Raw genomic sequence first — 15010 nt, 5'->3', positions numbered from 1 at the left:
TGAAATTCCGAGCCGGCGCTCTTGCCCGCTCCCCGGCTCTGCTATGCTGCCCGGACCAGCTTGCAGAAGGCCTTTTTCGATGCATGAGTATGTCCGGAAGATCCTCACCGCCCGCGTCTACGACGTCGCGATCGAGAGCCCGCTCGACCCGATGGCGCGGCTGTCGCAGCGCCTGAACAACACGGCGCTGTTGAAACGCGAGGATCTGCAGCCGGTTTTCTCCTTCAAGCTGCGCGGCGCCTACAACAAGATGGTCGGCCTGACGCCCGAGGCGCGGGAGCGCGGCGTGGTCTGCGCGTCCGCCGGCAACCACGCGCAGGGCGTGGCGCTGTCGGCCCAGAAGCTGGGCATCAAGGCGGTGATCGTCATGCCGCGCACGACGCCCGCGATCAAGGTGCAGGCGGTGAAGAGCCGCGGCGGCCGGGTCGTGCTGCACGGCGACGTCTTCGACGATGCCTACCTCCACGCGCGCCAGATCGAGGCGGAGAAGGGACTGACCTTCATCCACCCCTACGACGATCCCGACGTGATCGCCGGGCAGGGCACCGTCGGCATGGAGATCCTGCGCCAGCACCCGCACCCGCTCGACGCCATCTTCGTGCAGATCGGCGGCGGCGGTTTGGCGGCCGGCGTGGCGGCCTATGTCAAGTTCCTGCGCCCGGACGTGAAGGTCATCGGCGTGGAGCCGGACGACGCGGCCAGCATGGGGGCGGCGATCGCGGCCGGATCGCGCGTGCAGCTGGACCAGGTCGGCCTGTTCGCCGACGGCGTCGCCGTGCGGCAGGTCGGCAGCGAGACCTTCCGCCTGTGCAGCGAGCTGCTGGACGAGGTCATCACCGTCAACTCCGACGAGATCTGCGCCGCCATCAAGGACATCTTCGAGGACACCCGCGCGATCACGGAGCCGTCCGGCGCGGTCGGGCTGGCCGGGCTGAAGAAATACGCGGCGCGCGAGCGGCTTCAGGGCAAGGGGCTGGTCGCCATCAGCAGCGGCGCCAACATGAACTTCGACCGCCTGCGCCACATCGCCGAGCGGGCGGAGATCGGCGAGCGGCGCGAGGCGCTGTTCGCCGTCACCATCCAGGAACGCCCCGGCGCCTACCGCCAGTTCATCCAGGCGCTCGGCAAGCGGTCGATCACCGAGTTCAACTACCGCTACGCCGACGACCGCGAGGCGCAGATCTTCGTCGGCGTCCAGCTGACCGAAGGCGACGCGGAGAAGCGCCAGATCATGGACCTGCTGCGCGGCCTGGACTGCCCCGTGCTGGACATGAGCGACAACGAGATGGCCAAGCTGCACGTCCGCTACATGGTCGGCGGCCGCGTGCCCGGCCTGAAGGACGAGATGCTGTTCCGCTTCCAGTTCCCCGAACGGCCGGGGGCGCTGCTGAAGTTCCTGAACGGCTTGGCGCAGGACTGGAACATCTCGCTGTTCCACTACCGCAACCACGGCGCCGACTACGGCCGCGTGCTGGCCGGCATCCAGGTTCCCGAACGCGACCGCGCGCGTTTCCGCCGCTGCCTCGACGACCTCGGCTATCCTTACTGGAACGAGACGGACAACCCCGCCTACCGGCTCTTCCTGGCGGGCGCGCTCCCCCGCTGACGGCGTTGTTCGGCACTCATGAAATGGACACGGGCCACCTGTGTCCATTTCATGAGCGATGCTCGGCGTCCGCTCCTGTCCCCGGCGTCGCCCGTCATCCGGCAATGGCGTCGAACAGCAGTTTCACGTTCACGCTGACGATCAACGCCGTGGCCGTCCAGCCAAGGACGCTTTGCCAGCGTGGCGCCGCCAAAGCTCCCAGGCGGGACCGGTCGGTGGCGAACAGCATCAGCGGAATGACGGCAAAGGGCAACTGAAGGGACAGGATGACCTGGGACAGGATCAGCAGGTGCGCCGTGCCGCTCTCGCCGTATTGCCACGTGACCAGGACGGCCGGAACGATGGCGATCAGCCGGGTCAGCAGGCGGCGCAGCACCGGCGGCAAGCGGAACCGCAGAAACCCTTCCATGACCACCTGCCCCGACAGCGTCGCGGTGACCGTCGCCGTCAGGCCGCAGGCGAGCAACGCGACCGCGAACAACGTCGCCGCCGTCCCGGCGCCGACCATCGGGGCGAGCAGTTGATGGGCGTCCTGGATCTCGGCGATCTCGGTGTGTCCGGACGTGTGGAAGACCGCCGCCGCCAGGATCAGGATGGCGGAGTTGATGAGCAGCGCGATGGACAGGGCAACCGTGGAGTCCAGCGTCGCGAAGCGGATGGCCTCGCGCCGGCTCCGCTCGTCCGGACCAAAGGCGCGGGACTGCACCGTCGCCGTGTGCAGATACAGGTTGTGCGGCATGACCGTGGCGCCGAGGATGCCGATGGCCAGGTAGAGCTGGGTCGAGTCGGTCAGCAGGGACGCCGAGGGGACGTAGCCGGCGAACACGGCCCCCCACTCAGGGTCGGCCAGCACGATCTCGGTCAGGAAGCACCCGGCGATGAGGGCGATCATGGCGACGATGAAGGCTTCGAGCCATCGCATGCCCCGGTGCTGGAGCCAGAGGACCAGCAGCGCGTCGAGCGCCGTCAGCAGGACGCCGGCGAGCAGGGGAATGCCGAACAGCAGCTTGAGCGCGATGGCCGTGCCGATCAGCTCCGCAAGGTCGGTGGCGCAGATCGCCACCTCGGCCAGCAGCCAGAGTCCCCAGGCGACCGGGCGCGGGAAGCGGTCCCGGCAGAGCTGCGCCAGATCCTGGCCCGTGGCGATGCCGACCCGCGCGCACAGGGCCTGGAGCAGCATCGCCATCAGCGAGGACAGCAACGCCACCGAAAGAAGCGTGTAGCCGTAGGCCGATCCGCCGGCCAGCGACGTCGCCCAGTTGCCGGGGTCCATGTAGCCGACCGCCACGAGGTACCCCGGGCCGACGAAGGCGAACAGCCGCCTGAGCGCGCTGCCCGACGCTGGAACGCGGACGCTGCGGTAGACCTCCTGCAGGCTGTGCCCCTCGTTCGGTGACGCGTCCGTAAAGGGCTCGTTGGTCCGGTGAAGCATCGCACATCCACACAGCTCTGGGGGTGCACACGCGTCCGGGCCGATGCGGCAACCGGCTGGGCAATGTGCCGTCGGACATAACTTGTAGCCTGTGCTACAATTGACAACGGCGCGGTCGCATTTCCTTTGGGAAAGCCGGAAGCGCTGCTGCCACGCTGGCCGGGCGTTGTGGTAAAATGCGCGCAGGACGGAGGGGATATCAGTGGACGCAAGGCGTTTGCGCCGGGCGCCGGTGGCGATGCCGGACGCGGACCGGCAGGCGGCGAACTTCCAGCGGGTCCGCGAGGCCCACCAGACGGAGCTGGCCGAGGATTACGTCGAGCTGATCGCCGACTTGATCGACGCGACCGGCGAGGCGCGCGCCGCCGACATCGCCCGGCGCCTCGGCGTGGCCCACCCGACGGTGGTCAAGACCATCGCCCGACTGCACCGCGACGGGCTGGTCGAGCAGCAGCCCTACCGCGCCATCTTCCTCACCGAGACCGGGCGTGCGATGGCCGAGCGGTCTCGGGCGCGCCATGATCTGGTCGTTCGCTTCCTCATGGCCATCGGCGTCGGCGAAGAGACCGCGCAGCGCGATGCGGAGGGCATCGAACACCACGTCAGCCAGGAAACGCTGGCGGCCTTCGAGCGCGTGATCGATGCCCGGCCGGACACTCTTCGCAACGATCCGGAGCGTCAACCGGCGCATGGCCCGATCCCGCCGGTTATCGGGTGACGGGACGACGAAGGCCTTTGCCGGTCATCGCAGGGCCTTCACCGGGACACAACGATGCCGCCGGAGCGCCGAGGATCAAGAGGGATTTTGCAATGCCGCAGCTGACGATTGGCGCGCTCGCCGCGCAAGCCGGGGTGAAGGTCCCGACCATCCGCTATTACGAGAGCATCGGGCTGCTGCCGGCCGCGCCGCGCACCGACAGCAACCGGCGCACCTACGACGAGGCGGCGGCGCGGCGGCTGCGCTTCATCCGCCACGCCCGCGAACTCGGCTTCGACGTGGACTCCATCCGCCAGCTGCTGTCGCTGGCCGACGACCCAAGCCAACCCTGCGCCCAGGCGGACGCCCTGGCGCGCACCCACCTTGCCGACATCGAATCGAAGATCGCCCGGCTGGAGGCCCTGCGGGCCGAGGTGCGACAGATGGTGGAGCAATGCGCCCACGGGCAGGTCCGGACCTGCCACGTGATCGAGGTTCTGGCCGACCACGCCCACTGCCTGCACGACCATCATTGAGCGCGGACGCAGGATTTCCCGGCGAGGTGGCCCGGGATCGTGATGGCCGTCACATCACTCCTGGATGAAGGCTTTCACGTAGGAGCTTTTGAGCGGTCGGATCAGGTAATCCAGGGGCGTGCGCTCCGCCAGGACGATCCGGGCCTCGACCGGCATGCCCGACTTGATGTCGAGGCCGTCCACCGAGTGCGTGTCGCTGTCCTTCAAGCGGATGCGCGCCACGTACTCCTCCTTCCGAGTGTTCGGATCCATGACGCGGTCGGCGGACACGTAGGTCACGGTGCCGTCCAGCGAGCCGACGACGCGGCTATCGTAGGCACTCAGCTGCACCTTCACCGGCAGGTCCACGGTCAGCGACTTGATGTCCTTCGGCTCGACCTTCACCTCGGCCAGCAGGGCGCGCTCGTCCGGGACGACGTCCATGATCGGCTCGTTGGCGGCGATCGTGCCGCCGGCCGTCCAATGGCTGTTCATCACCACTCTGCCCTCGTCCGGCGCCTTGATCGACCGGGTCTCCAGCCGGTTGGCGGCGTCGCGGATCTGCTCCGCGTATTTGCCGAGGTCGCTGCGGGCTTTTTCCAGATCGCCCAGCACCTTCTCGCGGAAATCGTTCCGGCGGCGGATCAGGTCGCCTTCGGCGTCGACCGCCGCCTGCTTGGACTGGGCGATGCGCGCTTCCAGCTCGTGGTCGCGGCCCTTCAGCCGGGCCTCTTCCTTCTGCTGCTCGACCAGCTTGGTGCGGGTCGCGTTGCCATTCGAAAGCAAGCCCTGGGTGATGTGGAGGTTCTCGTCGTTCAGCGCGATCTCGCGGGCGAGGAACTCGCGCTGCCCCTGCAGGCTGGTGACCTCCTCGTGCAGGGTCGCGACGCGCTCCCTGGTCAGGCGCGCCTCGGTGTCCAGCTGGTTGCGGCGGACCTGGAACAGAGTCTCCTGGTTGCCCATCAGCTTGTCGACCGTGCGGTCGGCGCCGCGGCGCCGGGACAGGTCGTCCGGCCACTGGATCTGCGGCTGCTCGAACAGTTCGGCGGTCAGGCGGGCCTCCAGGGCCATGGCGTCGATCCAGGAGGTGGTCAGCACCTGGAGGTTGGCCCTCGCCTCGGTGCTGTCGAGGCGGATCAGGACCTGGCCCGCGTGGACCTTGTCGCCTTCCTTGACCAGAACCTCGGCGATCTGGCCGGTCTCGGTGTGCTTCACGGTCTTGCGGCCGGTCTCCGGCGTCAGGACGCCGGACGCCATCACCGCGCTGTGGAGCGGCGCCAGGGTCGCCCAAGCGGTCATGCCGCCGAAGCCCACGGCCAGAACCAGGAAGCCGCCGGTCAGCAGCCCACCGACCCGGGTGTGGGGCGTCAGCGCGTGCAGCGCGCGGTGCGACGTCATCGTCTTGGTCTTGTAGGAATGCACGGTGATGTCGGTCATGGAATTCGGTCCTCGGTCGCCAGGGTTCGCTGCGGCTTCAGTTGCAATCAGGGGGTCGGCGTCAGCCGGCCGCGCTCTGCTGCACCGGCGCCGGGCCGATGTTGCGCAGGCGGGCCCAGTTGGCGCCCTGCTGCGGCTGCTCCTGGCGTTGCGGCAGTTCGACCGCCATGCCGTTCTTCAGCACGAAGGTCTTGTCGGACAGGTCGACGAAGGCCGGGGAATGGGTCAGCACGATGGTGGTGGTGCCGCGGCTCTTGGCCTCGGCGATGAACTCGCGCACCGCCTTGTGGCCGATCTCGTCCATGCCGGCCGACGGCTCGTCGAGCACCAGCAGCGGCGGGGTGGCGAAGCCGGCGCGGGCCAGCGCGATCAGGCGGGCCGAAGCGCCGGTGATCGGGAAGAAGGGATCGGCGACGTCCGTCTCGTAGCCGTTCGGCAGCGTCTCGATCCACTCGTGGATGCCGGCGCGCTTGGCGGCGTCCTCGACCTGCTCGCGGGTCGCCTCGGTGAAGCGGGCGATGTTCTCGGCGATGGTGCCGGGCAGCAGGTCGGCGTTCTGCGCCATGTAGCCGATGCCGTGCGCCGGCTCGTCCGGGTTCAGCGCGGCCAGCGCCAGGCCGCCGAGGCGGACGGTGCCGGCCGACGGCACGGCCACGCCGGCCAGCAGGCGCGCCAGGACCGACTTGCCCGACCGGTTGGGACCGGCGATGCAGATGGTCTGGCCCGGCTCGATCGCCAGGGTGACGCTGCGCAGGATCGGCTTCTGGTCGCGCGGCGAGACGAACAGCAGGTTCTCCACCGTCAGGCGCTCGCGCTCCAGCGGGACCGCCGGGCGGGCCGGCTCACGCGCCAGGCGCTTCAGCAGCGGGTAGAGGCGGCGGAAAGCCTGCCAGGACTTCTGCAACTGGCCCCAGGCGCCGGCGGTCTGCTCGACCGGGGCGAGGCCGCGGCCGACCAGCATGGAGGTGGCGATCATGCCGCCGAAGGACAGGTGCTGCTCGATCACCAGCCAGGCGCCGACGCCGGTCACGGCGATCTGCAGGATCATGCGCACCCACTTGGTCACGGCGCCGATGGCGGCCGAGCGCTCGGTGGAGCGGCCCTGCAGGGCCGACGAGGTCAGGGCGTCGCGGGCGACGGCGTCCAGCGCGCTCGGCCCCATGCGCAGGCCGCGCACGGTGTCGGACTTGGTGAGCAGCGCGTCGAACAGCTTCTGCGAACGGCCGGCCGGCAGCTTGCCCTCGTCGGCGAAGCCCTTGACGGCCCAGTGGCCGAGGAAGCCCATGAAGGCCATGACCGCCATGGAGGCGACCAGCAGGGCGGCGAGCAGCGGGTGGATCAGGTAGATGCCGATCACGTAGAGCGGCGCCCAGGGCAGGTCCATCAGGGCGGGGATCGACGGCCGGGTCAGCGCGCCCTTGACCTCCATGAGGTCGTTCAGCGGCGTGCTGTCCGGCCGGCCGCGGCCGGAGGCCTCCAGCACGTCCGCGGTCAGGCGGCGGCGCCAAGCCACATCGAGCGCGTTGCCGGCGCGGCACAGGATGCGGGAGCGGACGGTTTCCATGGCGGCGATCAGCGACAGGGCGATCACCACGATCACCGTCAGCATGACCAGCGTCTCAATGTTTCCGGACGGGATGGCCCGGCTGAACACCTGAAGGGAATACAGCGGCATCGCCAGCATCAAGGCGTTGATGGCGGCGCTGAACACAAAGGCACCAACAAGTATCCTGGAGAAATAGCGCCCACCGAACGTCATGTCTTTATCGGTTTTCTTGGGATGAAGATTAACGATGTTAGACAATTACGGCCCTCCAATTGCCACCGTTTGAGGCAGTGCCCACTGGATGCAGGCGGGGTTCAGGGGACGCGATATTGGTAAACGAAATCTAAAGATGGCCGTTCTTCGCGGCCGGGCTGGCCGAAACCACCCCCTTTGCGCAGAATCCCCGGCGCCCATCGGCCGTAGCAACGGCTCTTCTCCGTCATTCCCGCGAAGGCGGGAATCCAGCCGTATCATGTGCTGTCGGGTTTGACCGAAGGCGTTCGATGGAAGCCATCAAACGCCTTCGGGCCATCAAACGCCTTCGGTATGACTCACTTCGCGCGGCAGTGAAGCCGCCGCTGGTGCCCGGGCGGCAAGGGGAAGACGGATTGGACATCCGCCAGGGAACGCAACCGTTCCGCCGTTGCCGCGTCGAACGGGACGACCTTGCGGGTTCCAAGGTCGACCTGGATCGAAAGCTGTTCCATGGTCGCGGCGACCGTTCCGTCGTCGGTTCGCCTCAATTCCAGCAGGCTCAACAGCCGCTTGTCGTCGGAGTCGAGCAACCGCATGGCGACGGCAACCGGCGTACCGGCGCGCAGTTCGCGCCGGTAACGGACGGCGACGTCGACGACAAACAGGCCGCGCCCCGTCTCCCGGGTGTAGCTCTCACCCAGACCCCAGTGGTCGAGCAGAACATAGCCGAGTTCGTCAAACAGCGCGACGTAGCGCACCATGTTCATGTGGCCGTAGAGGTCGATCCAGTCCTCCTCGACGGTTCGCACATCCGAAACCAGGATGTCCGTCGGCAGCGCGGCGTTCCCGGTCATTGGCCCGGTCATTGGAAAATTCCGGCGGATCGTTCACAAAGCAACGGTTCTGGCGCTTTGCCCATGCGTTCCTGTTCCCCAAGGGTTATGGCTTGGCTGGAAAGCCGCCTTCGATATCAGACGTTGTGCGTGGCCTCCGGCGGGAAGATCGCCCGCAGCCATTGCCGAATGGCGGAAATGACCGGCGTGTTCCACTTCTGGGCCGGTGCGATGAAGTAATAACCTCCGATGGTGACGTTGCTGTCCACCATTTCCACCAATTCGCCGTTGGCCAGCGGATCGGCGACCAGCAGGTCGCTGACCAGAGCCACGCCACGGCCGAGCCGGGCCGCTTCGATGGTCAGGTGCGCCTGCCACAACCGGGGGCCGCGCAGCCGGGGCTGGTCGGCGACGCCGGCTTCCTCCAGCCACGCTTCCCACATGCCGGTGGACTGCTCGTGGATCAGCGGCAGGCCGACGAGATCCGCCGGGGAACGCACGTCGGGATAGCGCGCCTTGAACTCCGGACTGGCGATGGCGAGGATGCGGGGCCGGGCGAACATCTCCGACCGCAGCCCCTCGGCGACGGAACCGTCCTCCAGGTACATGATCTCGGCGTCGGCCTCCTCCCGGCTGAAGTCCGGGCGGGTGGAGGTCGGCTGCAGGATCACCTCGCGGCCGGCCAGCGCCTCCTCAAGCTCGGGAAGGCGGGCGAGCAGGCGGCGCGAGGCCAGACCGGCCAGGCAGCAGATGTGGACGGCCTCCATCCCGCCGTTGCGCAGCTCGTTGCTGGCGTCGGCGATCAGGTCGAAGGCGCGGCGCAACTGCGCGGCGAAGCGGATGCCCTCGCGCGTCAGGGACAGGCCCCGCCCCGACTTGGCCACCAGCTTCACGCCGACCGACTGCTCCAGGTTCTGGATGTGGCGGGACACCACCGTGTGGGACACCGCCAGTTCATCGGCCGCAGCGCGCACGGTGCCCTGGCGGGCAAAGATGTCGAAGGCACGGAGGGCGAGAAGGGGCGGAAGGCGACGCGCCATGCGGACCGTGGAAGTGGGGGCGATACCGGCGGCAGTATGGAACATTTCCGCCAGCACCGCACGCGTCCCTTCTCCGCCCGCCACCTTCCCGTGCCGCCGTTCGGCCATCACACCACCGCGTCGCGCCGGAAGGCATCGATCTCGGCGGCGCTGAAGCCCAGTTCCGCCAGGATTTCACTGGTGTGCTCGCCCAGGCGCGGTGCCGGAGCCTCGGCCGGCAGCGGTGCCCCCGGCATGGTGATCGGGACGGCGGCGAAGCGCTTGCCGGACCCTTCCGGCACCTCCACGACCATCTTGCGATGGATCACCTGGGGATCGTTCAGGGCGTCCGGCACGCTGTTGATCGGGCTGGCCGGTACGTCCGCCTCCTCCAGGACGTCCAGCCACGTGTCGCGGCCACGGTTGAGGAAAATGTCGCGGAGCAGCGGCTCCAGCTCCGCATGGTGGGCGTTGCGGGCCGAGCCGGTGGGAAAGCGCGGGTCGGCCAGCAGATGCTCCAGCCCCATGGCGCGGCACATCCGCTCCCACTGCTCGTTGGTGTCGACGCAGACGGCGATGGGCTTGTCGGCGGTGGGGAAGGCCTGGAACGGGGCGATCAGGGGATGGCGGCTGCCCAGCGCGCGCGGCGTTTCCCCGGCGTTCAGGAAGCGGGCGATGGCGTTCTCCATCAAGGCCAGCTGGCAGTCCAGCATGGCCACGTCGATGAAGCTGCCCTCGCCGGTGCTCGCCCGCTTCTGCAGGGCGGCAAGGATGCCGATGGCGGCGAACAGGCTGGAGCCGATGTCGCCGACCGACGCGCCGACCCGGCAGGGATCGCCGCCCGGCTCTCCGGTGATGCTCATCATCCCTGACATCGCCTGTGCCACCACGTCGAAGCAGGGGCGGTGCCGGTAGGGGCCGTCCTGCCCGAAACCGGAAATCGAGGCGTAAATCAGCCGTTCGTTCACCGCCTTCAGGTCGGCGTAGCCCAACCCCAGGCGGTCCATCGCCCCCGCCCGGTTGTTCTCCACCAGCACGTCGGCGGTGCCGACGATCTTCTTGAAGATCGCCTTCCCTTTTTCCTCCTTCAAGTTGAGCGTCAGGCTTCGCTTGTTGCGGTTGACGCTCAGGAAGTAAATGCTTTCGTCTTCGCTGAAGGGAGCGATCACGCGGGTGAAATCGCCCTTGCCCGGGCGCTCGATCTTGATGACGTCCGCCCCCAGCGCGCCGAGCAGCCAGGTGCTGTAGGGGCCGGCCAACATGTGCGTGAGATCGACCACGCGCACGCCGGCCAGGGGAGCATCGCGGCGCTGCGTATCGGTGTTGAGCATGAATGATCCTTCGGGTGGCCGGACACCGCGCAATCGGGCCGGACGGGGCCGCGCCCGACCAGAAATTCGTCTGGCCCCAGGCGGCGGCGGGAATGCGTTGCCCTAAGGCTTGCGCCACGGTGCCTGGAAAACAATCGCTTAGTTTGGCCCAATCCGGTGCATTGAACGCACCGTTCGCCGAACCGGATGATCCGTCCATTGGTGCGTTCCGTGCACCAGACCGCATCGTTTTTTCTGCTTGTGACACAAAGCGTGTCCGGTACCCTTGGACTTACCGGAAACGGATCGGCACGGTCGAAATCATCCATGCTTCTGGGAAAGTTCTTCGCGATTTCCGATGCGGGCGATCGTTTTACTCTCTTCGCCTGTCCGGTGGAGCCGTGCGGCGCGCGAAGCGACGGCATTGCGCAGGCTTCCACAACCATGAAAGGAAAACCCGCGCGTGATGGATCTTTCGGGCAAAACCGCCATCGTCGGCGCCTTTGAATCGCCGCGCAGGGACGCGCCCCGCGTTCATCCCTTCGCCCTTCAGATGGACTGCATCCTGGGCGCGCTGGACGACGCCGGGTTGGCGCTCGACGACGTGGACGGGCTGTGCGCGGCATCCGGCGACTGGGCCGAGGGCGGCGGCACCATGGACGTGGTCGAACTGGCGGAATACATCGGGATCGCGCCGACCTATGTGAACAGCACCGACATCGGCGGCTGCTCCTACATCCTCCAGGCCGGCCAGGCGGCCGCGGCGATCGCGACCGGTCTTGCGGAGGTGGTGGTCATCAGCTACGCCGCCTGCCCGCGCTGGTGGCCGCTGAACACCCCGTCCTTCGACCCCTTCGTCTTCCCCGCCGGTCCCGGCCAGTACGAGATCCCCTACGCGCCGACGCTGATCTCCACCTATGGGCTGTTCGCCCGCCGCCACATGGACCTGTACGGCACCACGCCGGAGCAGCTTGCCCAGGTGGCCGTGACCTTCCGCAATCATGCGATGCAGAACCCCGACGCCCGGCTGCGCAAGCCGATCACGGTGGACGACGTGCTGGCTTCACCCATGATCGCGTCGCCGCTGCGCCGGCTGGACTGCTGCGTGGTGACGGACGGCGGCGGCGCCGTCGTGATGACCAGCCGCGAGCGGGCGCGCGACCTTAAAAAGAAGCCGGTCTATCTGGCCGGCTATGGCGCCGCCGTGTCGCGCACCCAGAACAGCCAGATCCCCGACGACCTGAAAACGCCCGCCGCCCTGTCCGGCCCGCGCGCCTTCGCCATGGCCGGGGTGACGCACGACGACATCGACGTGGCGCAGATCTACGACGCCTTCACCATCACGCCGATGCTGGCGCTGGAGGATTTGGGCTTCTGCGGGCGCGGCGAAAGCGGGGCCTTCGTGGCGGACGGAAACCTGACGCTGGGCGGGCGGCTGCCGGCCAACACCGACGGCGGAGGCCTGTCCTCCAACCATCCGGGCAAGCGCGGCATCTTCACCCTGATCGAGAGCGTCCGCCAGCTTCGCGGCGAGGGGCCGGGCGTCCAGGTGCCCGACGCCAAGGTCGCGCTCGCCCACGGGCTCGGCGGCACCTTCTGCTCCGCCGCAACCGCAATCCTGACCGTGTAGGTGCCGAATGACCACCATGACCACACCGCCCGTTCAGGACGAGACCTCCGCCCCCTTCTGGGAGGCGGCGCGCCAGGGCCGCTTTCTGATCCAGCGCTGCCCGGAAACCGGAAGGTATCAGTGGTACCCGCGTGCCCACTCCGTCCACGCCCCCCACGCCCGCCCGGAGTGGGTGGAGGCGAGCGGGCGCGGCGAGTTGCTGACCTATTCCGTCGTCCACCGTGGCAACCAGCCCGGGGATCCTTACGTCTGCGCCCTGATACGGCTGGACGAAGGCGTCACCGTCTTCTCCCGCGTCGAAGGGGTGGCGGAGGCGGATCTGCGGGCCGGACTGCCGCTCGCCGTGGCCTTCCACACGCTGGACGACGCCACCAGCCTTCCCGTGTTCCGCCCGCGAACCGCTTGAGGATGCAAGAATGACCGCCATCCATCTCGACGACATCAAGCCGGGCGACCGGGCGCGCTCCTCCCGCGTCACCGTCACCGAGGCGCACATCGTCTGGTTCGCCGGGCTGACCGGCGACTTCAACCCGCTGCACATGGACGCGGAGGCGGCCAAGGCCAACGGCTTCGGGCGAACCATCGCCCACGGGATGCTGACCCACTCGCTCAGCACCGGCCTGCGCTCCGACATCGACGACTGGGCGATCCTCGCCTTCCTGGAGACGCGCCGGCGCTTCGTCGGCCCGGTCTTCGCCGGCGACACCGTCCATTACGAGGCCGAGGTGGCGGAGGTGCGGCCCAGCGCGTCCAAGCCCGACCGCGGCATCGTCCGCGTCGCGATCACCGTGAAGAACCAGCGCGGCGAGACCGTGCAGGAGGGCGAGGACGTGCTCTCCGTCGCCCGCAAGGAGGTGCAGGCATGAGCGCCGCCGTCACTCTGTCCAACCGGCTGGCCGGCCGCGTCGCCTTCGTCACCGGCGGCGGCGGCGGCATCGGCCGTGCCGTCTGCGAGCGTCTGGCGGCGGAAGGCGCCGCGGTGGTCGTCGCCGACATCGGGGTGGACGCCGCCGAAGCGGTCGCCGCCGCGCTGCGCGCCATTGGGGCGCAAGCGCATGCGGTGGCGCTGAACGTGGCCGACCGCGCGAGCTGGGAAGCCGCGGTGGCCGGCCTGCCCGACGCCTTCCGCGGCGTGGACATCATGGTCAACGTCGCCGGCATCGTGCGCGACCGCTCGCTGCCCAAGATGACCGACGCGGAATGGAGCGCGGTCATCGACGTGAACCTGCGCGGCACCTGGCTGGGCTGCCAAACGGCCTTCCAGCTCGTCGGCAACCGCGGCTGGGGGCGCATCGTCAACATCGCCTCCACCGCCATCCTCGGCACCTTCGGGCAGGCCAACTATTCGGCCTCCAAGGCCGGGGTCGTCGGGCTGACCCGCACGGCCGCGCTGGAGGGTGCGCGCCGTGGCATCCTGGTCAACGCGGTGGCGCCCGGCGTCGTCGAGACCGCCATCGTCCAGGGCGTGCCCGACGCGGTGCGGTCGCAATGGCTGGAGAAGACTCCCGTCGGACGCCTGGGCAAGCCGGAAGAGATCGCCGCCGTCGTCGCCTTCCTGGCGTCCGACGACGCGGCCTACGTCACCGGCCAGACCATCGTCGCGGACGGCGGAGCGACCACCGGCGACTACTGAACCTCTGCTTCAAAACGAAGAACGACGCCGAAACGGCGATTCCGCAACGCAAAACAGGGATTGGCAACATGATGGAATTCTCGCGTCGCCGGCTTCTCCAGACCGGCGGGCTCGTCGGCACCGCCTTGCTGTCCAGCGGCTTGGCCGGCACCGCCTTCTCCCGCATCGCCGCGGCCGCTGATGACCCTCTCTACGCCGCCGCCAAGAAGGAAGGCGCGCTGACCCTTTATTGGGGCTCTTACGAGCAGCAGACGATGGAGGCCATTCGCGACGCCTTCAAGGCGACGTATCCGGGCATCGAGGTGAACCTGCTGCGCCAGGCCTCGCAGACCGTCTACACCCGCTTGCGGATGGAGCTGCAGGGCGGCGTCAACGAGTGCGACTCGCTGGGCACCACCAACCTGCTGCACTACACCGAGCTGAAGAAGGTCGGCGCCCTGGCGCCGTTCGAGCCGGCCGACGCCGTGAACCTGCCGGACGCCTTCCGCGGCCTCGACCCGGACAAGATGTACCATGTCGGCGCCATCAGCCTGACCAGCATCAACTACGCGCCGGGCAAGGTGCCGACCCCGCCGGCGAGTTGGCAGGCGTTGCTGGAGGACCAGTGGCACGGCAAGATCACCACCGGCAGCCCGGCCTTCTCCGGCGACGTGGCGAACTGGGTGGTGGCCATCCGTCGCAAGTACGGCGACGACTTCCTGCGCGCCTTCGGCAAGCAGAAGCCGAAGGTCGGCCAGTCGAACGTCGACACCGTGACCGACATCCTGGCCGGCGAGCGGGTTGTCGGGTCTGGCGCGCCCTTCAGCTACACGCTGACGCAGAAGGCCGCCGGCAACCCGATCGACGTGGTGGCCCCGTCCGACGACGCCATCCTGAACCTGGGCGTCACCGGCATCCTGGCCAAGGCGCCGCACCCGAACGCCGCCCGCCTGTTCACCAACTTCCTCTATTCCAAGGAGGTCTCGCTGATCCTCCAGAAGAACTACTGGCCGACCCTGCGCAAGGACGTCGCCTGGGCCGAGGGGCGGTCGCTGGACAAGCTGAAGTGGACCCGCAACACCGGAGACGACCTCGGTCCGGAAGTCGCGGAAGGCATTGCCAAGTGGAAGGAATACGTGCGCTGACCCCAGAGTCCCCTCTCCCCGGAGGGGAGAGGG

The 15010-nt window shown here is 68.4% G+C and carries 14 protein-coding genes; 8 read left to right on the top strand and 6 right to left on the bottom strand.

The window, feature by feature from the left end; genetic code table 11:
- Positions 1-79 precede the first annotated feature (79 nt).
- On the top strand, positions 80-1606 hold the full coding sequence (gene ilvA, locus M2351_RS31620; protein ID WP_264659981.1) for a threonine ammonia-lyase, biosynthetic: 1527 nt from the start codon (positions 80-82) through the stop codon (positions 1604-1606).
- A gap of 94 nt (positions 1607-1700) precedes the next feature.
- Here ilvA and M2351_RS31615 read toward each other — a convergent pair whose 3' ends face one another.
- Complete coding sequence (locus M2351_RS31615) at positions 1701-3038, bottom strand: Nramp family divalent metal transporter (RefSeq protein WP_264659980.1); 1338 nt, start codon at positions 3036-3038, stop codon at positions 1701-1703.
- 202 nt (positions 3039-3240) lie between these two features.
- Here M2351_RS31615 and mntR point away from each other — a divergent pair, with 202 nt between their 5' ends.
- Positions 3241-3756 (top strand): manganese-binding transcriptional regulator MntR, encoded by a 516-nt coding sequence (gene mntR, locus M2351_RS31610; protein ID WP_264659979.1) that lies wholly within the window; start codon positions 3241-3243, stop codon positions 3754-3756.
- Positions 3757-3848: 92 nt separating this feature from the next.
- Positions 3849-4271 carry a MerR family transcriptional regulator gene (locus tag M2351_RS31605; RefSeq protein ID WP_264659978.1) on the top strand — a complete coding sequence of 141 codons (423 nt, stop codon included), beginning with the start codon at positions 3849-3851 and terminating at the stop codon, positions 4269-4271.
- Between the two features lie 54 nt (positions 4272-4325).
- On the opposite strand, the gene M2351_RS31600 is transcribed toward M2351_RS31605, so the two are convergent.
- The 5 genes from M2351_RS31600 to M2351_RS31580 form a co-directional block, all read right to left on the bottom strand.
- On the bottom strand, positions 4326-5687 hold the full coding sequence (locus M2351_RS31600) for an HlyD family type I secretion periplasmic adaptor subunit (RefSeq protein WP_264659977.1): 1362 nt from the start codon (positions 5685-5687) through the stop codon (positions 4326-4328).
- A gap of 61 nt (positions 5688-5748) precedes the next feature.
- A complete protein-coding gene (locus tag M2351_RS31595) occupies positions 5749-7446 on the bottom strand; it encodes a type I secretion system permease/ATPase (protein WP_264655343.1) in 1698 nt (565 codons plus the stop codon).
- Between the two features lie 338 nt (positions 7447-7784).
- Positions 7785-8282 (bottom strand): thioesterase family protein, encoded by a 498-nt coding sequence (locus M2351_RS31590; RefSeq protein ID WP_264659976.1) that lies wholly within the window; start codon positions 8280-8282, stop codon positions 7785-7787.
- A gap of 116 nt (positions 8283-8398) precedes the next feature.
- Positions 8399-9346 carry a LysR substrate-binding domain-containing protein gene (locus M2351_RS31585; protein WP_264659975.1) on the bottom strand — a complete coding sequence of 316 codons (948 nt, stop codon included), beginning with the start codon at positions 9344-9346 and terminating at the stop codon, positions 8399-8401.
- A 62-nt stretch (positions 9347-9408) separates the two neighbouring features.
- A complete protein-coding gene (locus M2351_RS31580; RefSeq protein ID WP_264659974.1) occupies positions 9409-10611 on the bottom strand; it encodes a CaiB/BaiF CoA transferase family protein in 1203 nt (400 codons plus the stop codon).
- A gap of 445 nt (positions 10612-11056) precedes the next feature.
- Between M2351_RS31580 and M2351_RS31575 the strand changes: the two genes are divergently transcribed.
- From M2351_RS31575 to M2351_RS31555, 5 genes are all read left to right on the top strand, one after another.
- On the top strand, positions 11057-12220 hold the full coding sequence (locus M2351_RS31575; RefSeq protein WP_264660381.1) for an acetyl-CoA acetyltransferase: 1164 nt from the start codon (positions 11057-11059) through the stop codon (positions 12218-12220).
- A 16-nt stretch (positions 12221-12236) separates the two neighbouring features.
- On the top strand, positions 12237-12626 hold the full coding sequence (locus tag M2351_RS31570) for a Zn-ribbon domain-containing OB-fold protein (protein WP_264659973.1): 390 nt from the start codon (positions 12237-12239) through the stop codon (positions 12624-12626).
- A 10-nt stretch (positions 12627-12636) separates the two neighbouring features.
- Positions 12637-13086: a MaoC family dehydratase gene (locus tag M2351_RS31565; RefSeq protein WP_264659972.1), complete on the top strand. Its 450-nt coding sequence runs from the start codon at positions 12637-12639 to the stop codon at positions 13084-13086.
- Positions 13083-13853 (top strand): SDR family oxidoreductase, encoded by a 771-nt coding sequence (locus M2351_RS31560; RefSeq protein ID WP_264659971.1) that lies wholly within the window; start codon positions 13083-13085, stop codon positions 13851-13853. Before M2351_RS31565 ends, M2351_RS31560 begins: the two co-directional genes overlap by 4 nt.
- A gap of 68 nt (positions 13854-13921) precedes the next feature.
- A complete protein-coding gene (locus M2351_RS31555; RefSeq protein WP_264659970.1) occupies positions 13922-14977 on the top strand; it encodes an ABC transporter substrate-binding protein in 1056 nt (351 codons plus the stop codon).
- The last annotated feature ends 33 nt before the right edge of the window (positions 14978-15010 follow it).

This window comes from Azospirillum canadense (assembly GCF_025961225.1).
Taxonomy (GTDB): Bacteria; Pseudomonadota; Alphaproteobacteria; order Azospirillales; family Azospirillaceae; genus Azospirillum; species Azospirillum canadense.
Note: the sequence above shows the minus strand (reverse complement) of the source record. Positions and strands in the feature narration are given on the sequence as shown.

What these genes read in the sequence shown, in the direction of transcription:
- M2351_RS31605 (WP_264659978.1), top strand. Translation starts at nt 3,849, where the DNA reads ATGCCGCAGCTGACGATTGGCGCGCTCGCCGCGCAAGCCGGGGTGAAG.
- M2351_RS31615 (WP_264659980.1), bottom strand. Translation starts at nt 3,038, where the DNA reads ATGCTTCACCGGACCAACGAGCCCTTTACGGACGCGTCACCGAACGAG.
- M2351_RS31595 (WP_264655343.1), bottom strand. Translation starts at nt 7,446, where the DNA reads ATGACGTTCGGTGGGCGCTATTTCTCCAGGATACTTGTTGGTGCCTTT.
- M2351_RS31580 (WP_264659974.1), bottom strand. Translation starts at nt 10,611, where the DNA reads ATGCTCAACACCGATACGCAGCGCCGCGATGCTCCCCTGGCCGGCGTG.
- M2351_RS31600 (WP_264659977.1), bottom strand. Translation starts at nt 5,687, where the DNA reads ATGACCGACATCACCGTGCATTCCTACAAGACCAAGACGATGACGTCG.
- M2351_RS31585 (WP_264659975.1), bottom strand. Translation starts at nt 9,346, where the DNA reads ATGTTCCATACTGCCGCCGGTATCGCCCCCACTTCCACGGTCCGCATG.
- M2351_RS31570 (WP_264659973.1), top strand. Translation starts at nt 12,237, where the DNA reads ATGACCACACCGCCCGTTCAGGACGAGACCTCCGCCCCCTTCTGGGAG.
- ilvA (WP_264659981.1), top strand. Translation starts at nt 80, where the DNA reads ATGCATGAGTATGTCCGGAAGATCCTCACCGCCCGCGTCTACGACGTC.
- M2351_RS31575 (WP_264660381.1), top strand. Translation starts at nt 11,057, where the DNA reads ATGGATCTTTCGGGCAAAACCGCCATCGTCGGCGCCTTTGAATCGCCG.
- M2351_RS31555 (WP_264659970.1), top strand. Translation starts at nt 13,922, where the DNA reads ATGATGGAATTCTCGCGTCGCCGGCTTCTCCAGACCGGCGGGCTCGTC.
- M2351_RS31565 (WP_264659972.1), top strand. Translation starts at nt 12,637, where the DNA reads ATGACCGCCATCCATCTCGACGACATCAAGCCGGGCGACCGGGCGCGC.
- M2351_RS31560 (WP_264659971.1), top strand. Translation starts at nt 13,083, where the DNA reads ATGAGCGCCGCCGTCACTCTGTCCAACCGGCTGGCCGGCCGCGTCGCC.
- M2351_RS31590 (WP_264659976.1), bottom strand. Translation starts at nt 8,282, where the DNA reads ATGACCGGGAACGCCGCGCTGCCGACGGACATCCTGGTTTCGGATGTG.